General features: G+C 37.2%; 19 protein-coding genes and 1 other annotated feature. Of the genes, 17 read left to right on the top strand and 2 right to left on the bottom strand.

Annotation, left to right across the window (positions count from 1 at the left end; all coding sequences use genetic code 11):
* Nucleotides 1-12: 12 nt before the first annotated feature.
* The 5 genes from GPZ88_RS00255 (at nucleotide 13) to GPZ88_RS00235 (ending at nucleotide 7437) form a co-directional block, all read left to right on the top strand.
* A complete protein-coding gene (locus tag GPZ88_RS00255) occupies nucleotides 13-1653 on the top strand; it encodes a GBS Bsp-like repeat-containing protein (RefSeq protein WP_240915092.1) in 1641 nt (546 codons plus the stop codon).
* A gap of 123 nt (nucleotides 1654-1776) precedes the next feature.
* Entirely contained in the window at nucleotides 1777-4974 is a 3198-nt protein-coding gene (locus GPZ88_RS00250) for a GBS Bsp-like repeat-containing protein (RefSeq protein WP_240915091.1), read from the top strand.
* 14 nt (nucleotides 4975-4988) lie between these two features.
* Nucleotides 4989-5570 (top strand): DUF6287 domain-containing protein, encoded by a 582-nt coding sequence (locus tag GPZ88_RS00245; protein ID WP_165937135.1) that lies wholly within the window; start codon nucleotides 4989-4991, stop codon nucleotides 5568-5570.
* A 105-nt stretch (nucleotides 5571-5675) separates the two neighbouring features.
* On the top strand, nucleotides 5676-6893 hold the full coding sequence (gene pepT / locus GPZ88_RS00240) for a peptidase T (RefSeq protein ID WP_074964482.1): 1218 nt from the start codon (nucleotides 5676-5678) through the stop codon (nucleotides 6891-6893).
* A 52-nt stretch (nucleotides 6894-6945) separates the two neighbouring features.
* A complete protein-coding gene (locus GPZ88_RS00235; RefSeq protein ID WP_074867929.1) occupies nucleotides 6946-7437 on the top strand; it encodes an EbsA family protein in 492 nt (163 codons plus the stop codon).
* Here the strand turns inward: GPZ88_RS00235 and GPZ88_RS00230 are convergent.
* The gene (locus tag GPZ88_RS00230; RefSeq protein ID WP_006532537.1) at nucleotides 7427-7621 is read right to left on the bottom strand and encodes a ferredoxin; all 195 of its coding nucleotides are present in this window, start codon (nucleotides 7619-7621) and stop codon (nucleotides 7427-7429) included. The genes GPZ88_RS00235 and GPZ88_RS00230 overlap by 11 nt on opposite strands.
* A gap of 44 nt (nucleotides 7622-7665) precedes the next feature.
* Here GPZ88_RS00230 and GPZ88_RS00225 point away from each other — a divergent pair, with 44 nt between their 5' ends.
* From GPZ88_RS00225 to rplT, 5 genes are all read left to right on the top strand, one after another.
* A complete protein-coding gene (locus GPZ88_RS00225; protein WP_074560530.1) occupies nucleotides 7666-8148 on the top strand; it encodes an SAG1386/EF1546 family surface-associated protein in 483 nt (160 codons plus the stop codon).
* A gap of 14 nt (nucleotides 8149-8162) precedes the next feature.
* On the top strand, nucleotides 8163-8843 hold the full coding sequence (cmk, locus tag GPZ88_RS00220) for a (d)CMP kinase (protein ID WP_166042863.1): 681 nt from the start codon (nucleotides 8163-8165) through the stop codon (nucleotides 8841-8843).
* 23 nt (nucleotides 8844-8866) lie between these two features.
* Nucleotides 8867-8994 (top strand) — a sequence feature (ribosomal protein L20 leader region).
* A 13-nt stretch (nucleotides 8995-9007) separates the two neighbouring features.
* Nucleotides 9008-9538: a translation initiation factor IF-3 gene (gene infC / locus GPZ88_RS00215; protein ID WP_003065423.1), complete on the top strand. Its 531-nt coding sequence runs from the start codon at nucleotides 9008-9010 to the stop codon at nucleotides 9536-9538.
* Nucleotides 9539-9576: 38 nt separating this feature from the next.
* Nucleotides 9577-9777, top strand: a complete 201-nt coding sequence (gene rpmI / locus GPZ88_RS00210; RefSeq protein ID WP_003065422.1) for a 50S ribosomal protein L35 — start codon at nucleotides 9577-9579, stop codon at nucleotides 9775-9777.
* 51 nt (nucleotides 9778-9828) lie between these two features.
* On the top strand, nucleotides 9829-10188 hold the full coding sequence (rplT, locus tag GPZ88_RS00205; protein ID WP_000124839.1) for a 50S ribosomal protein L20: 360 nt from the start codon (nucleotides 9829-9831) through the stop codon (nucleotides 10186-10188).
* A gap of 261 nt (nucleotides 10189-10449) precedes the next feature.
* On the opposite strand, the gene GPZ88_RS00200 is transcribed toward rplT, so the two are convergent.
* Complete coding sequence (locus GPZ88_RS00200; RefSeq protein ID WP_420825319.1) at nucleotides 10450-12576, bottom strand: LTA synthase family protein; 2127 nt, start codon at nucleotides 12574-12576, stop codon at nucleotides 10450-10452.
* A 296-nt stretch (nucleotides 12577-12872) separates the two neighbouring features.
* Here GPZ88_RS00200 and GPZ88_RS00195 point away from each other — a divergent pair, with 296 nt between their 5' ends.
* The 7 genes from GPZ88_RS00195 (at nucleotide 12873) to GPZ88_RS00165 (ending at nucleotide 19364) form a co-directional block, all read left to right on the top strand.
* Nucleotides 12873-14036 (top strand): class I SAM-dependent rRNA methyltransferase, encoded by a 1164-nt coding sequence (locus tag GPZ88_RS00195; RefSeq protein ID WP_158914097.1) that lies wholly within the window; start codon nucleotides 12873-12875, stop codon nucleotides 14034-14036.
* A complete protein-coding gene (gene aroD, locus GPZ88_RS00190) occupies nucleotides 14033-14710 on the top strand; it encodes a type I 3-dehydroquinate dehydratase (protein ID WP_006532529.1) in 678 nt (225 codons plus the stop codon). The genes GPZ88_RS00195 and aroD overlap by 4 nt, the downstream gene beginning before the upstream one ends.
* Complete coding sequence (locus tag GPZ88_RS00185; RefSeq protein ID WP_166042859.1) at nucleotides 14700-15569, top strand: shikimate dehydrogenase; 870 nt, start codon at nucleotides 14700-14702, stop codon at nucleotides 15567-15569. Before aroD ends, GPZ88_RS00185 begins: the two co-directional genes overlap by 11 nt.
* Nucleotides 15570-15590: 21 nt before the next feature.
* Entirely contained in the window at nucleotides 15591-16658 is a 1068-nt protein-coding gene (gene aroB, locus GPZ88_RS00180) for a 3-dehydroquinate synthase (RefSeq protein WP_166042857.1), read from the top strand.
* Between the two features lies 1 nt (nucleotide 16659).
* On the top strand, nucleotides 16660-17826 hold the full coding sequence (gene aroC, locus GPZ88_RS00175; protein WP_074602247.1) for a chorismate synthase: 1167 nt from the start codon (nucleotides 16660-16662) through the stop codon (nucleotides 17824-17826).
* A gap of 81 nt (nucleotides 17827-17907) precedes the next feature.
* On the top strand, nucleotides 17908-19014 hold the full coding sequence (locus GPZ88_RS00170; RefSeq protein WP_166042855.1) for a prephenate dehydrogenase: 1107 nt from the start codon (nucleotides 17908-17910) through the stop codon (nucleotides 19012-19014).
* An 11-nt stretch (nucleotides 19015-19025) separates the two neighbouring features.
* Nucleotides 19026-19364, top strand: coding sequence for a YlbF/YmcA family competence regulator (locus tag GPZ88_RS00165; RefSeq protein ID WP_020916975.1), 339 nt, complete (start codon nucleotides 19026-19028; stop codon nucleotides 19362-19364).

Here is a 19364-nt window from a genome sequence, read left to right as displayed (position 1 = left end):
GAGAACAGCTTTTTGAATAAAATCAAATCAGCTTTATTATCGACAGCTGTGCTTAGCATGGCATTTCTTACTAACTCTGCTATGGCGGATCAACAATCAGATGCGATAGTGACTAAAACACCATTCGATGAGGTTAGCAAATCTTTTGAAGTTATGTCGCAAAAGACAAAAGATTGTAAGGACATTACTCGAATCGATGTTGCAGTTTGGTCAGAAGAAGACGGTCAAGATGATCTTAAATGGTACAATACAACTGATGTTATTAATGGTCAGGCAAAAGTTAAGGTAAATTTAGCAGATTATGGAAATAGAGCTGGATCATATATTACTCATGTTTACACAACTTATTCTGATGGTCGTGTATCGGGTACTGCCTTAGAAAGCCTTAAGATTAGTCCTAAAGCACCTCAAGTAAGTGTTAAAAATGGTGCGCTTCAGCTTTCAACAGACATTAATGCACCATCTAATGGGACAATTAAATATGCCGTATGGTCAGAAGAAAATGACCAAGATGATTTAAGATGGTATGATGATTCTGGGAAAGGAATAACAAGAGTCGATTTAAATAATCATAAAGGTTATGGAAGATATTTTGTTCATACCTATTTAGTACAAGATGGAAAAATGACTGCGATTAATGGTCAGGATATTATTATTAACAAACAAGAGATATCGTATCAAATTGTTCAAACTTCAGATAAAACCTATGATGTTTTGATTAATGATGTTCCGGAATATATTACTTCAATTACAGTTCCAGTTTGGTCAACGGTGAATAATCAAGATGATTTAAAATGGTATAAGGCAACCAAAGTTGGTGATAACTCATATAAGGCAACAATTCAGTTGTCTAACCATGGATTTGACACAGGAACATACGGTGTGCATATCTATGGCGACAACTCTATTACTAATAGTTTTGAAGCATTGAGTGGAACACCAGGATTCCACGTAGATCAAATTAGTGGTTTAGAAAATCCAGAAGTTGGTATTAGTAATGTAAACACAGCAAATGGTTCGTTTAAAGTAAATGTTACGGAAAAAGCTATGTCTAAAAGGGTTTCAAAACTTAAGGTTCAGGTTACCTCTAAATCGAATCCTCAAAAAACAAAAACTTATGAAGCAGGTACAAGTAGTTACGGAAAAATTAGTCAAAGCATTGACTTGAAATCGATTAATAATCAAGCGGATACTTTTTCTGTAGTTGCGACTGTTATTTATTCAGATAATTCAACAGCAACATTTAATCTTTCTGATCAAAACTATAAACCAAGCGCTACACCATCTCCTCGTATCACAACATATATCAACGAAACTAATACCTATCCAGTTGGGCAATGTACATGGGCAGTCAAGTCTTTGGCGCCATGGATTCCAAACTGGCTTGGAAATGCTGGGGGCTGGGCAGTTAATGCGCGTGCCAAAGGTTTCAGAGTTGGAACAACACCAAGAGTAGGTTCAATCGTTGTTTGGCCACATGATGGTAATGGTTATGGACATGTAGCTTACGTGACAGCTGTGTCAAGCAATACACGTATCCAAGTTAAAGAATCAAACTACGCTGGTAAACAATATATTGGTAATTTCCGTGGATGGTTTAACCCACTCGATTCATTCTGGGGTGGTGATGTTTCTTACATTTATCCAGATTAATATTTTAGGCAGTGATTTTGAAATCGCTGCCTTCTTTTGTTTAGTGAAAGCATATGTGCTTGAAGGGCTTACAAAATCATGATAAAATGGATACGAGTAAAGAATAGAAAGAGGGGGATTGATTTGAAAAAGAATATCCTTCGAAGCTGCCTAGTATCTCCGATTATTATAGGAGCTTTTTTAAGTTCGGGGCAAGTTTTCGCTGACGAAAACACAACCACCCAATCAACGACAGTAACTGAGAATGTTCAATCATCGGTAGAGCAGTCTAGTTCACTTCAATTAAATAGTGATAGTGTTATCTCTGATGATAATGAAACAAACAACTCATTACCATCATCTGAAGTTCAAAATGAATCACAAAATTTAACCGATGCTGATAAGCAAGATTCAGCAATTGCTGATGGTCAAGAAGCTGAAAAAAATGCCGTTGACCAAACCAGTCTGATTAATCCTTCAATTTCTGAAGATAATAAGGAATCAGCAGGAAATTCTGAAGAGAATAACGTTGATAATTCAGCGGTACAAGAGTCACAATCATCTGATGCTACAACAGATCATGTTTCTGATAAGACTTCGTTGTCAAACCTTGCTGAGTCAAAGGTTTCAACATCAGCTGTTCAAGCTGCTAGTCAAAAGGTAATTAATCAATTAGCTGCTTCTAAAGCTGTTGTAAAAGAAGTAACCAGCGCGACCTTGACTAATAAAGGCTTTGATATTCAGTATAATCAAGCTATTCCAGCAGGTGCTAAAATCATGTTTGCCGTTTGGTCTGAGGTCAATGGTCAAGATGATCTTATTTGGTACACAGCTGATAGCAATGGACATGTCGTAGCCAAGTACACTGGTTCATACGGAAAATACAATATCCATACTTACCAAAATCTCAATGGTCAAATGATTGGTTTAAATGGTCGTACCATTGATGTTCCAAAACCAAGTGCTAAGGTCACAATCACAAAAGTCAATGGCACAACTTACAAAGTGACAGTCAGTGATATTCCAGCTTACATTACTAGTATTCAACTACCAACTTGGACAGAAAAAGGTGGTCAGGATGATATTCAGTGGTATAGTACTACTCAAAATGCTGACGGCACTTTTACAAGAACCTTTAGTATCGCTGAGCACAACCTAGAAAGTGGTAAATATAATGTCCATGTTTATGGGACAAGTGCAGTTACGAATTCGCTAACAGGTCTTACTGGTACAAGCTTCCAAGGAGATTATCAGTTTGGTGATGTTAAAGTTCAACCAACTTTGACATCAAATGGTATCCAAATTATCATGCCAAGTGATGTTAGCTCAGATATGACCGTTTACCATGCTGTTTGGTCAGCCAAAAATGACCAAGACGATTTGATTTGGTACAAAGTTCCAGCTAATGGTCAACTGACAGCTAAGTACACTGGTGATTATGGCACTTATCTTATCCATACTTACGCTGTGATTAAAGGTCAGATGACATGTATCAGTGCGACAAGTATTGATGTTCCAAAACCAAGTGCTAAAGCAAAAATTACTAAAGAAAGTCCAACAACCTATAAAGTCACAATTACTGATGTTCCGGTTTACATTGATAGTATTCAAGTACCAACGTGGACTGAAAAGAATGGTCAAGATGACATTCAATGGTATAAGGCTACTAAAGCTGCTGATGGCTCATACTATGTTATTTTTAGTGAAGCAACTCATAACCTTGAAGCTGGCACTTACAATGTTCACGTTTATGGAAATAGCCGTGTCACAAATAGTCAAACAGCTTTGCTTGGAACACGTTTTGAATCTGATTACCAATTTGGTGATGTTAAGGTTCAAGCAAGTTTAGGTCAGAATGGTATTAACATCAGCATGCCGAGCGATGTTAGCTCAAATTTAAAAGTTATGCATGCGGTATGGTCGGCTAAGAATGATCAAGACGATCTTATCTGGTATCAAGTTCCATCAGATGGTCAATTAACAGCAAAATATACTGGCGATTATGGAACATATCTTATCCATACCTACGCTGTTATTAATGGTCAAATGACATGTATCAGTGCAACAAGCATTAATGTGCCGAAACCAGAGATTAAAGCGACAGTTACAAAAGAAAGCGACGTTAAAGTTAAGGTGACTGTTTCAAATGTTCCAGTGTATGTAACTGGTATTACAATTCCAGTTTGGACAAGTTTGAATGGCCAAGATGATATTAAATGGTATCAGGCTACTAAACAATCTGATGGGACTTATATCTTAACCTTCTCGCCTAAAGAACATAACTTTGAATCTGGCCATTACAATATTCATATCTATGGTCAAAGCCAAGTTAGTCATTCATTAGAAGCTTTATCATCGACAAACGGTGTTGATTTATCAACAGATAAGTATGTTGTTGATCCAGCAGTGTCAGTTCAAAATCATGATGCAAATGGTGGTACTTTAAAAGTTCGTGTAGCTGAGTCTGAAAATACTAAAAAAATCAAATCCGTTACTGTTGCAGCATGGTCAGAAAGTAATCAATCCAACCTTCATTGGTACACAACTTCTGATGTGTATGATGGTGTAGTGACTGTCATGGTTAATGAGAAAAATCATGACTACATCAAAGGTAACTATACCGTTCACGTTTATGTTGATTTCACAGACAATACAACATCAGGATTTAACTTAGGGCAATATGCTTTGAACGCTGACGAGCCTGCACAACACGCGCCGTCTTATTTCATTGATATCAGTAGTCACAACGGTGTTATTTCGGTTAGTGATTATCAACGTTTGAAGAATCAAGGAATTACGGGTGTTGTTGTTAAGTTAACAGAAGGAACTTCTTACACAAATCCTTATGCTAGAGCACAAATTGCTAATGCGCAAGCAGCTGGTTTGAGAGTATCAGCTTATCATTATTCTCATTATGAAACAGCAGCAGAAGCAAGAGCAGAGGCACAATATTTTGTTCGTGTAGCGCAATCGATGGGACTTTCAGGCTCAACGACAATGGTCAATGACATGGAAGAACGTAGCATGCTAAACGGTGACCTTAATGCTAATACTCAAGCGTGGAAAGATGAAATGAATCGTCTTGGTTACAGTAACAATGTTTACTACACGATGGCAAGTTGGTTGGACACTAAAGGTGGAAAATTAAATACAGCTAAATTTGGTTTATCAAATCTATGGGTAGCGCATTACTTGTATGCATATACTTACTTAGATCAAGAATCAGCTAAATCCTTGTCATATTATTCAAATACAGCTGCTTGGCAGTATACAAGTGTTTCACCAAAACTCTCACATGCACTTGATGAAAGTATTGATTACACAGGACGATTTACTTGGTAAAAGGAGGAATAGCGATGAAAAAGAGTTTAAAACTTGTTCTGGCTTTAGTCTTGTCACTTTGCATGGTGACAGCTTGTACAAGTCATACCAATAATCATAGCAAACAATCTTCAACAGCAACGAAAACAAGTACTAAAGTAACATCTTCAAGTTCAAGTAAAAGTAGTGCTTCGTCATCGTCAGTTTCTTTAGAAAGTCAGCCTTCATCGACTGAAGCTTCATCAACACAAGTTGAACAAGAGATTGCTCCCATTTATACAGGTGCTATTTTAAAAGCAGACTATGCTACGATGGCAGGAAATTGGCAAAATGCATCTGGAAATGTTTTAACCTTTAATAACACTGGATTAGCTACCGAAGGAATGACCCCTAATATTTTAGATATCGATCAAAATGGTATTCTACTACTAGATGTTCAGACTGGTGCAAGATCAAATGTTACGTTGTATATTGTCCCAGCTAATACGGCTTTTTCATCAGATTATTTGAATGGTCAATCTGATCCAACAGATGTTTCAAAGGATCGTGTGATTTCGTCAGCTGATATAAATTCAGGCGATTTAGCTAACAAGGCATACTATCACGTTTCGCAATAAATCTGTTAATTTTTGAGTGAAACTGACCTAAAAAACAACCCTTGGGGTTGTTTTTTTTAACCGATTATGTGATATAATAGTTAACGAGAAAAATAGAGGTGAAAGATGTCTTACGAAAACTTATTAAATCGTTTTTTGACCTACGTTAAGATTAATACACGTAGTAATCCAGATAGTACAACAACGCCATCGACTCAAACTCAAGTCGATTTTGCTTTGAATGTTTTGAAACCTGAGATGGAGTCTGTTGGTTTGCAAGACGTGCATTATCTAACAAATGGTTATCTTGTTGGTACATTACCAGCTAACGATTCAACTAAAACACGTAAAATCGGTTTTATTGCTCACATGGATACAGCTGATTTTAATGCAGAAGGAATCAGCCCACAAATTATCGAAAATTATGCTGGTGGTTCTATTGAACTTGGTCAATCTGGCTATGCACTTTCACCAGAAGAGTTTCCAAATTTGAACAATTACCTTGGACAAACTTTGGTAACAACCGATGGTACAACTCTTCTTGGTTCAGATGATAAATCTGGAATTGCTGAAATCATGACAGCGATTGAATACTTGGTTGCTCATCCTGAAATTAAACACGGTGAAATTCGTGTCGGCTTTGGACCAGATGAGGAAATTGGTGTTGGAGCTAATAAATTTGACGTTGATGATTTCAATGTTGATTTTGCTTACACTGTTGATGGTGGTCCACTTGGCGAACTTCAATACGAAACATTTAGCGCTGCAAGTTTAGAGATTGATTTCATGGGACGTAATGTTCACCCTGGTACTGCTAAAAACCAAATGATTAATGCTTTGCAATTAGCTATTGATTTCCACAATCAATTACCAGAAGCAGATCGTCCAGAAAAAACAGAAGGATATGAAGGGTTCTTCCACTTGCATGGTATGGAAGGTGCTGTTGAAAAAGCACATAGTTCATATATTATCCGTGATTTTGAAGACGAATCATTTGAAAATCGTAAAAAATTAGTTCAAGAAATCGCTGATAAGATGAACGCTGAACTTGGTAAAGACTGTGTTCTTATCACAGTGAACGACCAATATTACAACATGAAGAAAGTCATTGAAAAAGATATGACTCCAGTTGAATTGGCCAAAGAAGTCATGGAAGATTTAGACATTAAACCGGTTATTGAACCAATTCGCGGTGGAACGGATGGTTCTAAGATTTCATTTATGGGCATTCCAACACCAAACTTATTTGCTGGTGGAGAAAATATGCATGGACGCTTTGAGTTTGTCAGCCTTCAAACAATGGAAAAAGCAGTGGATGTCATTATTGGAATCGTTCAAAAATAATTAAGCTTTATCTAAGCCTTATTTGTTAGAATTAGCTAAATGGAGGACCGCAATGATTAAAATCTTTGGAAAGATTCGATACCATTGGCAACCAGAACTATCTTGGTCAATTATTTATTGGTCAATTGCAATGGTTCCAATGTTTATCGGTTTGTCATTATTATTCGAGCGGACAAAAATACCGAGTCAATTCTTTGTTTTATTTGCTGCCTTTATTGTTTTGGTAGGGTTAGGATTCCATCGTTATTTCGTTATTGAAGAAGATGGTAAACTGCGTATTGTATCACTTAACCCATTTAAAAAATCAAGGGTTGCGATTGCACAGATTGAAAAAATTGAAGTCAATAGATCTGGTTTAGTTTTAAAAATTAAAAATCAAGCAGATAGGATTTTTTACATGCGCAAATGGCCTAAGAAGTATTTCTTAGATGCTCTAGCTGTTCATCCTGATTTTCGAGGTACAGTTGAATTGACGGATAATTTTATCAAACTTGATTATTTTGAAGCTTATAAGTCTAACAAAAAAGCTCCTACTAAATTGTAAGAGCTTTGGTTGGACAAGATTTGACAGCAAGAAGGGTGTCTTTGTCTGAGTCTGGAACTGTTTGTTCTAATAAATCAGAATCAGCAAATTTTACAATGCCATCATCATGGTAATCGAATCGATTAGAGTATGTTTGGCAGAGGCCACAGGCAATACATTTTTCAGGAATTATTGATACTTTCATATTATTATTGTAATATGAATTGATATATTTAACAAGGGGACATTATGGCAAAACAACCATGGGAAGAAAAAGTAGTCGATGACAACGAAATCAGAATTAGCCGTAAAACAAAAGGTTCGGTTATCAGCACACCTTTGTTGACAGCTTTATTGAGTGTTTTCTTTGTTATTGTTGTTGCGATTTTGTTTGTTGTTTTTTACACTTCAAATCGTGGTGGTGATAAAGCGTCAGAAACATCTAATTTTTATGGCGCTTCATCTAGTGTTGTTTCTTCATCTGAAGCAACAAGTTCAGAAAGCTCACAAGAATCAACAGAAGCTGCATCTACAGATGCTAGTTCAAGTGATACAACTGAGTCATCAAGTGAAGGTAATGGGGATACCATTACAGTTATGTCTGGTGAAGGTGCGGCATCAATTGCTGCACGTGCAGGAATTTCAGTTGACAAACTCTATGAACTTAATCCTGACCACATGACTTCAGGATACTGGTATGCAAATCCTGGAGATGAAGTACACATTAATTAGGAAGAAAAGGAATCATGAAATCAATTAGAATTGCGATTGATGGTCCTGCTTCAAGTGGTAAAAGTACAGTAGCCAAGATTATTGCTAAAAATCTTGGCTATACTTATCTTGATACTGGAGCAATGTACCGTTCAGCAACTTACTTAGCGTTACAAAATAATTTAACAGAAGATAATGTAGAAGAAATTTTAAAAGCATTGGCCAATAACCCAGTCTCATTTGGTCGATCAGAAGATGGCAGTCAGACTGTTTTTGTTGGAGATAAAGATGTTACCCTTGCTATTCGTCAAAACGATGTGACAAATAATGTCTCATGGGTAGCTGCTATTCCAGAAGTTCGTAAAGAGCTTGTTGAGCAACAACGTCGTATTGCTAAAAATGGTGCCATCATTATGGATGGTCGTGATATTGGTACGGTTGTTTTACCTGATGCTGAACTTAAAATCTTTTTGATTGCTTCTGTTGAAGAACGTGCAGAACGTCGATTCAAAGAAAACCAAGAAAAAGGAATTGAAACAGACTTTGAAACACTTAAACGTGAAATCGCAGAACGTGATTATAAAGATAGTCACCGTAAGGTTTCACCATTAAAAGCAGCAGAAGATGCCATCACGTTTGATACAACAGGTGTTGATATTGACGGTGTTGTGAAATTTATTCAAGAAAAAGCGGAAAAAATCATTGACATGGACTAGACTCTATGATAGAATATAATCAATGAGAAAAGCAGAAGTGAGAGCTTCTCGCCTTGCGACTACGGTTGTCTGGCCCAACATGTCAAAGATTCCGAATGGAATATTACGTGTGTGCGGGCTTGATTTATCAAGTCCGTTTCGTTTTTCTCTAAAAAAATAAAGAGGTGAAGATCATAGCTAAGAAAGATCTATTCATTAACGATGAAATCCGCGTTCGCGAAGTTCGTCTCGTTGGTCTTGATGGTGAACAACTAGGAATTAAACCATTGTCAGAAGCACAAGCTATTGCTGATGATGCTAATGTTGACTTGGTTCTAATTCAGCCACAAGCTACGCCACCTGTTGCTAAAATTATGGACTACGGAAAGTTCAAATTTGAGTATCAAAAGAAACGTAAGGAACAACGTAAAAAACAAAGCGTTGTGACTGTTAAAGAAGTTCGTCTTAGCCCAGTTATCGATAAAGGTGACTTCGAGACTAAACTTCGTAACGGCCGTAAATTCCTTGAAAAAGGAAACAAAGTGAAAGTCTCAATTCGCTTTAGAGGTCGTATGATTACTCACAAAGAAATTGGAGCAAAGGTATTGGCGGAATTTGCAGAAAGAACGCAAGATATTGCTATTATTGAGCAAAGAGCTAAAATGGATGGACGTCAAATGTTCATGCAACTTGCTCCAATTCCAGACAAGAAATAATTGTCAATTTTAAACTATTTTAAGAGGAGAATTCTAAAATGCCAAAACAAAAAACTCACCGCGCATCAGCTAAACGTTTCAAACGTACAGGTTCTGGTGGATTGAAACGCTTCCGCGCATTTACTTCACACCGTTTCCACGGTAAAACTAAAAAACAACGTCGTCATCTTCGTAAAGCAGCTATGGTGCACTCAGGAGATTTCAAACGTATTAAAGCAATGCTTTCAGGTCTTAAATAAGACTAAAGCAATTACTCGATATTATTAAGAATTATTTGGAGGAGAATATAAATGGCTCGTGTTAAAGGTGGCGTTGTATCACGCAAACGTCGTAAACGTGTATTGAAACTTGCTAAAGGTTACTATGGTGCAAAACATATCTTGTTCCGTACTGCAAAAGAACAAGTAATGAACTCTTACTACTATGCATACCGTGACCGTCGTCAGAAAAAACGTGATTTCCGTAAACTTTGGATCACTCGTATCAATGCGGCAGCTCGTATGAACGGTTTGTCATACTCACAATTGATGCACGGTTTGAAATTGGCTGAAATCGAAGTTAACCGTAAAATGCTTGCTGATTTAGCAGTTAACGATGCAGCAGCTTTCACAGCTCTTGCAGATGCAGCTAAAGCTAAACTTGGTAAATAAGAATTAATAAAGGCTAACCTTTGGTTAGTCTTTTTTTGTCTTTATGGTTCTATATCAATAATTTATAGATTTAGTATAAAATTTGATTAGTGCTGAAATTAGAGCGATAGGAGAAGTAAAATGGCTACCCTAAGAGTTAGTTGTACAATGAAAGTATTGTTCTTTATTCACCGTACTTTCGATGAATATTTACCAAACTTAGAAATGAAGGTATCAAAAAAAGTCTTGCTAAACCTAGCAAGACTTTTTAATTATGAGTACTCATTCAGAGCTTGAGCTATTTGAACTTTCGTGAAGTTGCATGTAGCTTGGTGCTTTGAAAAGATCGACTGTTGATTCGTCGCCATTTTCGCTATATAGACTAGTTGACTCATCACCGCGTTTTTTCTCGATTGATTTAAGTGTTTTAAGAGAATGTGTATAAGAAATTGAAGAACTATCGACTTCTTTTAGACCATTCTTATCAAATCGAAGTAGGTCACCAGTTTGAACTTCGTCGCTGACAGAAAGTTGTTTAGCAACAGCATCGCGAATAGCTTTAGTTGCTGCTTGAGTGTTTTCGTCAGGGTTTGTAATTTCTTGACCAGAGTCAGTGTAGTAGAGACGGCCGCTATAACTTGTATAAGTTGGTGTCACATAATCGCCTGATGTTCTAAAGGCTACGATTTGTTTATTATCGCTAGAAAGCAAGTCTTGTCCGAGTTGAACGTAGTTGCTTGTATCGATACCTAACAAGTGTAGAAGCGTTGGTAAGTTATCAACTTCACCACCAAAGGTGTTGCTGATGTGTCCTTCAGTAAATCCTGGAATATGAATCATGTAAGGAACACGTTGTAACATGGCGTTATCATAACCAGTCCATGTTTCAGAATCTTTTCCAAGAAGTGGCGCCAAATCAGTGTTTCTTGAGTTTGAGATACCGTAGTGGTCACCGTAGAGGACGATAATCGAATTATCATATAAACCACATTCTTTCAAATAATCAAAGAAAGCTTTGACGGCAGAATCTAAGTAGTTAGCAGTTGCGAAGTAACCGTTGATTGTTTCATCATCGGTTTTAGCTAATGGGAAACCTTCTTCATCAGAATTACCAGCTAAACTTGTGTATGGGTAGTGGTTACTTACAGTAATAAACTTAGTATAGAAAGGTTGTTGCATGTGCTCAAGGTATTTAATTGAGTCAGCAAACATGTATTTATCATTCAATCCATATTGGAATGAGTTTTCACTGTTTTGTTTTGTGAAATATGATGAATCAAAGAAGTAATTGTAACCCCATTGTTTATAGGCATTGTTACGGTTCCAGAAGGTACCGACATTACCGTGGAAAACGGCGCTTGTGTAATCACCAGTTTGTCCGAGAATTGATGGGGCAGCGTAAGCAGTATTTGTTCCACCGTAATTAACAAGGTATGAACCACTGCTAAGACCAAATAATGACGTTTCCATCAAGGTTTCAGCATCAGATGTTTTACCAGCTTTAACTTGGTGGAAGAAGTTTGAGAAAGCTAGAGTTGAATTTGAGTGATATAGCGAGTTCAAGAACGGAGTGACTTCATATGATTTTCCGTCAACTTGCAAATGGTAATCAATCAAAAATTGTTGGAAACTTTCTAAGTGGATAACAATGACGTTTCGTCCTTTAGCAATACCAAAATATTTTGAATTTGGTGCTGCATAATGCTCTGAAACATATTTTTTTGCTTCTTTTAGGTCAGAAGCGGTGGCTTCGCTACGAACTTTTTCTGTTTGATAGGTTTGATTAGCACTATAGGCTGTAAATGACGGCAAGCCAAGCGCTCTAACCACATAAACATTTGAAAAACCACGAGTTAACAATTCAGGTCGATCAATTTCGGCCATGAAAAGGTTAATTGAAAAGAATAGAGTTGATAAGGCCGTAATAGCAAAGCTTGCGCGTTTGTTAAATGGACGATTATCAACTTTTATTTTCTTAGTAGCAAATAGTGCAAGTAGAACGATATAATCAATAATGTAAATAATATCCCAAACACGCAGTAAGTTAAGGGCTGAGTCACCAAGACCAGCAGAAACTTTACTACTTGCTAGCATAGCACTTACAGTAATGAAGTCCGAAAATTCACGGAAATAAATCGCGTTAGAAATAAGTAGAATATTTAATATTGTGTAAATAATCCAACTAACGATATAAAAAACACGTGTTCTCTTAATATAGAGGCTTAACCCGAGTAGAAGCAATCCGAGAGGAATAGGATTGATAATTGATAATAAAAGTTGATACGGATTCTCTAGTCCAAGACTAAAGTCAACGTGATAAGCCCACATAGTTTTAAGCCAATATAAGGCCAAAAGTGTCAAAATAAATCCCAAACGTGTATTAACCACGTGAGAGATAATTTGTTTCATTTTTTTCACTGTAGGAACTTCCTTTATTCTTTTTTTCCTAAAGATAAAATCTCAGTTCCCATTATATCATAAAGATGAAATTTTTAGTACAAAGAACCGTAGTGCATATTGAGGCAAAATTTCGGCTAAGCGACCACTATTTTTAGTGTATTAGACTCAAAAATAACTCAGTTATCTAGTTTGCTCGTCTAATCTTTAATATAATCCCCTTGTTTAGGCGTAAAAAGTTGCTTCTTATGCCTGTGAAATATAAAATTTAGTGGGAAAAATTCTGAATTTTTGATATAATAGGCTTCATGAACAAACTATACGTGGATTCTTTCGTTGAAAAGAAAATTAAGCGTGGTATTCAACTTTTGGATGGAAAAGATTTTCATCAACTTGATTTAGATAATCAGTTAGTTGCTCTTTATAATCACTCACGTCAGTTTTTAGGAACAGCTTACCTATCTCGTCAAAATAAAGGGATTGGTTGGTTCTTAGGAAATGGCATGGTTGATTTGACAGAGTCTTATTTTGAAAGCTTGTTTAGTAAGGCTAAGCAGAAGCGTCAACACTTTGAAAACTCTGATTTGACAACAGCTTATCGATTGTTTAATCAAGATGGCGATAATTTCGGTGGTGTGACGATAGATCGTTATGCTGATTTTGTTGTATTTTCTTGGTACAACACTTTTGTTTATCAGTATCGTGATATCATTGTTAAAGCCTTTCAAAAAGTTTATCCTGCGGTTAAAGGCGGATATGAAAAAATTCGCTTTAAAGGACTTGATTATGAGTCAGCTCACATTTATGGTCAAGAAGCACCTGAAACCTTTACCATTTTGGAAAATGGTGTCAAATACAGTGTTTTCATGAATGATGGTCTGATGACAGGTATCTTTTTAGATCAACATGAAGTCCGTGATGCTTTAATTAATGAACTAGGTCTTGGAAAACGTGTTCTAAACATGTTTTCTTACACAGCAGCTTTCTCAGTTGCAGCAGCTATGGGTGGTGCGATTGAAACAACTTCTGTAGACTTAGCTAAACGTTCTCGTGAACTGTCTCAAGCGCATTTTGAAGCCAATGGCCTTGATGTGACAAATCATCATTTTGTGGTCATGGACGTTTTTGAATATTTCAAATACGCTAAACGTAAAAACTTGACTTTTGATTTGATTGTTATCGATCCACCAAGTTTTGCTCGTAATAAAAAACAAACATTTTCAGTTGCTAAAGACTATCACCGTCTCATTAGTCAAGCACTAGAAGTTTTATCAGATGATGGCACAATCATTGCTTCTACAAATGCAGCTAATTTGACTGTGGCACAGTTTAAGAAACAATTGGAAAAAGGATTTGCTTCTGTTAAGCATGAATATATTCGCTTGCAACAATTGCCAAGTGATTTCACTATTAACAAGGCAGATATGAGCAGTAATTATTTGAAAGTATTTACAATAAAGGTTGAAAAATGAAAATAGTAGTACCTATTATGCCGAAAGATTTAGAAGAGGCGCAGTCGATTGATATTTCGAGATTTGAAGATGTGGATATCATTGAATGGCGAGCTGATTACCTAGCCAAAGAAGATATCATGACAGTTGCGCCAGCTATCTTTGAAAAATTTTCTGGCAGAGAAATTATTTTTACCATTCGCACAGATAAAGAAGGTGGTAATCTTAACTTATCTGATGACGAATACGTTGAGCTTTTGAAAAATATTAATGCTATTTACCACCCAGATTATATCGATTTTGAATATTTTTCACATAAAGAAGCCTTTCAACAAATGTTAGAGTTTCCAAATCTAGTTTTGTCTTATCATAATTTTGAAGAGACTCCTGAAAACTTGATGGAATCATTTTCTGAATTAACAGCCCTAGCTCCTCGTGTAGTTAAGGTTGCTGTTATGCCCCAAAGTGAACAAGATGTTATTGACTTGATGAACTACACTCGTGGATTTAAAACACTAAATCCTGAACAAGAGTATGCGACTATGTCAATGGGCAAACTTGGACGTGTTTCACGTTTTGCTGTTGATGTATTCGGCTCATCATGGTCATTTGCAAGCCTAGACCAAGCAAGTGCACCTGGACAGGTTGCTCTTGCTGATATGAAACGTATTAGGGAGGTACTTGATGCAGATTGATGGATACACTCGCTTAGCCGCTGTCGTGGCAACACCGATTAAACACTCTATTTCACCATTTATTCACAATTACGCTTTTGATAAAACAGGTGTAAATGGTGTTTATGTTGCCTGGGATATTCCTGAGGAAGACCTAGCGGTTACTTTGGAAAATGTTAAACGTTATGACATGTTTGGTGTGAATATTTCAATGCCATACAAACAAAAAGTCATGCCTTATATGGATGAGTTGACAGACTCTGCTGCCTTGATTGGTGCGGTTAATACTGTTATTAATCGTGACGGCAAGTTGGTTGGCCACAATACTGATGGTATTGGTTTCTTTAGAAGCCTTTCAACTTTTGCTGATTTTGATGTTAAAGGCAAGACAATGACTATTCTTGGTGGTGGTGGAGCTGCGACAGCTCTTATTGCCCAAGCAGCTCTTAATGGAGCAGGTCATATTAACATTTTCAATCAGATACAGTTCTTGGATGCGACACGTCAAAAAGCACAGGAACTTTCTGATAAAACTGGTGTATCTATTACTGTTTATCCAGTCGAAGATTTGAAGACAATTCAAGAAAAAGTGTTAGAATCACAACTTTTTGTCAATGCGACAAGTGTTGGAATGGATGGTAAATCAATGATTATCACAGAAGACTTTGAGTTTCCTGAAGGTCTTTTGGTTGCTGATACAATTTATCAACCATTTGAAACACCATTCTTGAAATTAGCTCGAAGCAAAGGTCTCAAAGCGCTTAATGGCTTGGGTATGTTGTTATTCCAAGCAGCAGAAGCTTTTGAAATCTGGACTGGTGAGACTATGCCAACGGCTGAGATTTGGTCAGCTTTGGAAGAAAAGTACAATACAAAATAGGATAAAAAATAGGTGACGCTAATGAAATTGAATGTTAATCTCCCACAAACACCTTATGATATTGTGATTGAAAAAGGTGTCTTAGCTAAAGCCGGTGATTGGGTAAAATCACTTTGGCAACCTCAAAAAATCGCCCTTATTACAGATAACCATGTTGGAAGTTTGTATGCTGAAAAAGTTAAGCTTAGCATTGAAAACGCTGGCTTTGAAGTGATTGTTTTTGATTTTCTAGAAGGTGAAGCATCAAAAAATCTTCAAACAGTCAATAAAGCATATGAATTTTTGGTTAAAAATGGTATGACACGTAGCGATGGAATCGTTGCGCTTGGCGGAGGTGTCGTTGGAGATTTAGCTGGTTTCGTAGCGTCTACTTATATGCGCGGAATTCATTTCTTGCAAATTCCGACGAGTCTAACGGCTCAAGTGGATTCATCAATTGGTGGTAAAACAGGTGTTAATACACCATTTGCTAAAAATATGGTTGGAACATTTACGCAACCAGATGGTGTTTTAATCGATCCTGAAACCCTTCAAACGCTTGGAAAACGAGAACTCATTGAAGGTATGGGGGAAGTTATCAAGTATGGTTTGATTGAAGACGTTGAACTTTGGAACGAACTTTCTGCTATGGATGGTTCGCCTGAAAGTATTTTAAAACATGCAGAAAGCATTATCTATCGCTCATGTAATGTAAAACGTAAAGTTGTTGTAGAAGATGAACTTGATAATGGTGTTCGTCTTTATCTTAACTTTGGTCACACTATTGGTCATGCTGTTGAAGCAACTGCAGGCTATGGTAAAGTGATGCATGGTGAAGCTGTTGCCATTGGTATGGTACAAATTTCTCGTGTTGCCGAAGCAAAAGGTTTAATGCCTAAAGGTATCACTAAAGAGATTTTTGAAATGTGCCAAAAATTTGGTTTACCAACAGACTACCAACCATGGGATGTTGAGGTGCTTTACGGAGCTTTAGTACATGACAAAAAAGCTCGTGGCAAAATGATTAAGGCCGTTCTCGTGCCAGAGCTTGGTAGCGCAGCGATTAATCAGATCCCCCTTGAAAAGATGAAAGAGTATTTGGAGAAATAATATGAGATATTTGACAGCTGGTGAATCTCACGGACCGCGTTTAACGGCTATTATTGAAGGAGTTCCTGCGGGACTTCCTTTAACTGCCGAAGATATTAATGTTGATTTGAAACGTCGCCAAGGCGGTTACGGTCGTGGCGGACGTATGAAAATTGAGTCAGATAAGGTTGAAATAACATCTGGCGTGCGTCATGGAAAAACAACAGGAGCTCCAATTACTCTTAACGTTATCAATAAAGACCACGAAAAATGGTTAGACATTATGGCTGTTGAAGATATTGATGATGCTCTTAAAACAAAACGTAAAATCACTCATCCACGTCCTGGTCATGCTGACCTTGTAGGTGGAATGAAATATCGCTTTGAAGATTTGCGTAATTCTCTCGAACGTTCTTCTGCGCGTGAAACAACAATGCGTGTGGCAGTTGGTGCTGTGGCAAAACGTATTTTGGCTGAGTTGGACATTGAAATTGCTAACCACGTTGTGGTCTTTGGCGGTAAAGAAGTTGATGTTCCAGAAGGACTCACTGTGTCACAAATTAAAGAATTAGCTAGCCAATCAGAAGTGTCAATTGTTAACCAAGAACGTGAACAAGAAATCAAAGATTATATTGACCAAATCAAAAAAGATGGAGATACCATTGGTGGTGTTGTCGAAACAGTTGTTGGTGGTGTTCCTGTTGGACTTGGTTCTTATGTGCAATGGGATAAGAAACTTGATGCTAAGATTGCTGGTGCCGTTGTTTCAATTAATGCCTTCAAAGGTGTTGAGTTTGGACTTGGTTTCAAAGATGGTTACCTTAAAGGTAGCCAAGTAATGGATGAAATCCTCTGGAACGAAGAAGAAGGATACACACGCCGTACGAATAATCTTGGTGGTTTTGAAGGTGGTATGACAAACGGTCAACCAATTGTTGTGCGTGGTGTCATGAAACCTATCCCAACGCTTTATAAACCTTTGATGTCAGTTGATATTGAAACTCACGAGCCTTATAAAGCAACTGTCGAACGTTCAGATCCAACGGCTCTTCCAGCAGCAGGTGTTGTTATGGAAGCAGTTGTGGCAACAGTTGTGGCTGATGAGATTCTTGAAAAATTCTCTTCTGACAATCTCGAAGAATTAAAAGAAGCTGTCGCTCGTCATCGTGATTATGTCAAACATTTTTAATGCATAAACAGTTGACAGAAGCTGAGACAAAAGTGCTCAGCTTCTTTCTATAAGGTATTGTTATCCGGAAATGGAGAAACTATGGAAAATAAAGTGATTTACGTTGCAGGTTTAGGTTTGATTGGGGGATCTCTTGCCTTAGGAATTAAGCGCGACCACCCAGATTACAAAATTTTAGGATACAATCGTTCTGACAAATCACGAAATGTTGCACTCGAGCGTGGGATTGTTGATGAAGCGACAGCAGATTTTAAAGAATTTGCACCTCTAGCAGATGTGATTATTTTGGCAGTTCCGATTAAACAGACCATTGAGTTTATTAAGACGCTTTCTGAAATGAACTTGAAAGAGAATGTGATTATTACGGATGCCGGTTCAACGAAACGTGATATTGTTGAGGCGGGAGAAAAATACTTGGCTGGTAAAGGTGTTCGCTTTGTCGGCTCACATCCAATGGCAGGTTCTCACAAGTCAGGGGCAATTGCCGCCGATGTGAATTTATTTGAAAATGCGTATTACATTTTTACTCCATCTTCTTTAACGACAGCAGGAACGATTGATGAACTCAAGGAAATTTTATCTGGGCTTCATGCGCGTTATATTGAAATTGATGCGGCAGAGCATGACCGCGTAACGAGTCAAATTTCACATTTCCCACATGTCCTTGCAGCAAGTTTGATGGAGCAGGCTGGTGATTATGCAGCAGAGCATGAAATGGCTAATCATTTTGCGGCGGGTGCTTTTCGCGATATGACACGTATTGCTGAAAGTGAACCAGGCATGTGGACCAGTATTCTCTTGACCAATAAAGAAGCTGTTGCTAATCGCATTGATGATTTCAAGGATAGACTCGATGAGGTCAAAAAACTCATTTTACAAGGTGATGGTGATGCGATTTGGAATTACTTCAATCATGCTAAAGAAACGCGTAAAGAAATGCAGATTCACAAACGCGGTGGCGTGGAAAGTGCCTTTGATCTTTTCATCGATGTTCCCGATGAAGAAGATGTTATTTTGAAAATCTTGGAATTGCTTCGCGGAACATCTTTGGTTAATATTCATGTCAATGAAGAAAACCGCGAAGATATTAATGGGATTTTACAAATTTCATTTAAAAATGTTAAAGATTTGGAACATGCTAAAACAGTTATTAGTGAAAAAACTGACTATAACATTCATATTAATTAAGGAGAAATATCATGGCAAACATTTATGATTTAGCAAATGAACTAGAACGCGAAATCCGTGTTCTTCCTGAATACAAAAAAGCACAAGAATGCCGTGCTGCGATTGATGCTGACGAAGAAGCAAAAGCTTTGTTTAAAGAATTCACTGAATTCCAACAAGGTCTTTATGCCAAATTGCAATCAGGTCAAATGCCGACTGGTGATGAACAAACTAAAATGCAAGAATTGGGTGCTAAAATCGAAGCAAATCCAGTTCTTAAAGCTTATCTTGGTGCTCAACAATCATTGTCAGTTTATGTAGCAGACCTTGAAAAAATTATTTTTGGTCCTTTACAAGACCTTTTGAAATAG

The sequence above is a fragment of the Streptococcus ruminicola genome, assembly GCF_011387195.1.
Lineage (GTDB): Bacteria > Bacillota > Bacilli > Lactobacillales > Streptococcaceae > Streptococcus > Streptococcus ruminicola.
The sequence above is the reverse complement of the archived record's forward strand: the minus strand, read 5'-3'. Positions and strand labels throughout refer to the sequence as shown.

Excerpts from the sequence above, each read along its gene's own strand:
- GPZ88_RS00245 (WP_165937135.1), top strand. The coding sequence starts at position 4,989 with ATGAAAAAGAGTTTAAAACTTGTTCTGGCTTTAGTCTTGTCACTTTGC.
- pepT (WP_074964482.1), top strand. The coding sequence starts at position 5,676 with ATGTCTTACGAAAACTTATTAAATCGTTTTTTGACCTACGTTAAGATT.
- GPZ88_RS00235 (WP_074867929.1), top strand. The coding sequence starts at position 6,946 with ATGATTAAAATCTTTGGAAAGATTCGATACCATTGGCAACCAGAACTA.
- GPZ88_RS00230 (WP_006532537.1), bottom strand. The coding sequence starts at position 7,621 with ATGAAAGTATCAATAATTCCTGAAAAATGTATTGCCTGTGGCCTCTGC.
- GPZ88_RS00225 (WP_074560530.1), top strand. The coding sequence starts at position 7,666 with ATGGCAAAACAACCATGGGAAGAAAAAGTAGTCGATGACAACGAAATC.
- cmk (WP_166042863.1), top strand. The coding sequence starts at position 8,163 with ATGAAATCAATTAGAATTGCGATTGATGGTCCTGCTTCAAGTGGTAAA.
- rpmI (WP_003065422.1), top strand. The coding sequence starts at position 9,577 with ATGCCAAAACAAAAAACTCACCGCGCATCAGCTAAACGTTTCAAACGT.
- rplT (WP_000124839.1), top strand. The coding sequence starts at position 9,829 with ATGGCTCGTGTTAAAGGTGGCGTTGTATCACGCAAACGTCGTAAACGT.
- GPZ88_RS00200 (WP_420825319.1), bottom strand. The coding sequence starts at position 12,576 with ATGAAACAAATTATCTCTCACGTGGTTAATACACGTTTGGGATTTATT.
- GPZ88_RS00195 (WP_158914097.1), top strand. The coding sequence starts at position 12,873 with ATGAACAAACTATACGTGGATTCTTTCGTTGAAAAGAAAATTAAGCGT.
- aroD (WP_006532529.1), top strand. The coding sequence starts at position 14,033 with ATGAAAATAGTAGTACCTATTATGCCGAAAGATTTAGAAGAGGCGCAG.
- GPZ88_RS00185 (WP_166042859.1), top strand. The coding sequence starts at position 14,700 with ATGCAGATTGATGGATACACTCGCTTAGCCGCTGTCGTGGCAACACCG.
- aroB (WP_166042857.1), top strand. The coding sequence starts at position 15,591 with ATGAAATTGAATGTTAATCTCCCACAAACACCTTATGATATTGTGATT.
- aroC (WP_074602247.1), top strand. The coding sequence starts at position 16,660 with ATGAGATATTTGACAGCTGGTGAATCTCACGGACCGCGTTTAACGGCT.
- GPZ88_RS00170 (WP_166042855.1), top strand. The coding sequence starts at position 17,908 with ATGGAAAATAAAGTGATTTACGTTGCAGGTTTAGGTTTGATTGGGGGA.
- GPZ88_RS00165 (WP_020916975.1), top strand. The coding sequence starts at position 19,026 with ATGGCAAACATTTATGATTTAGCAAATGAACTAGAACGCGAAATCCGT.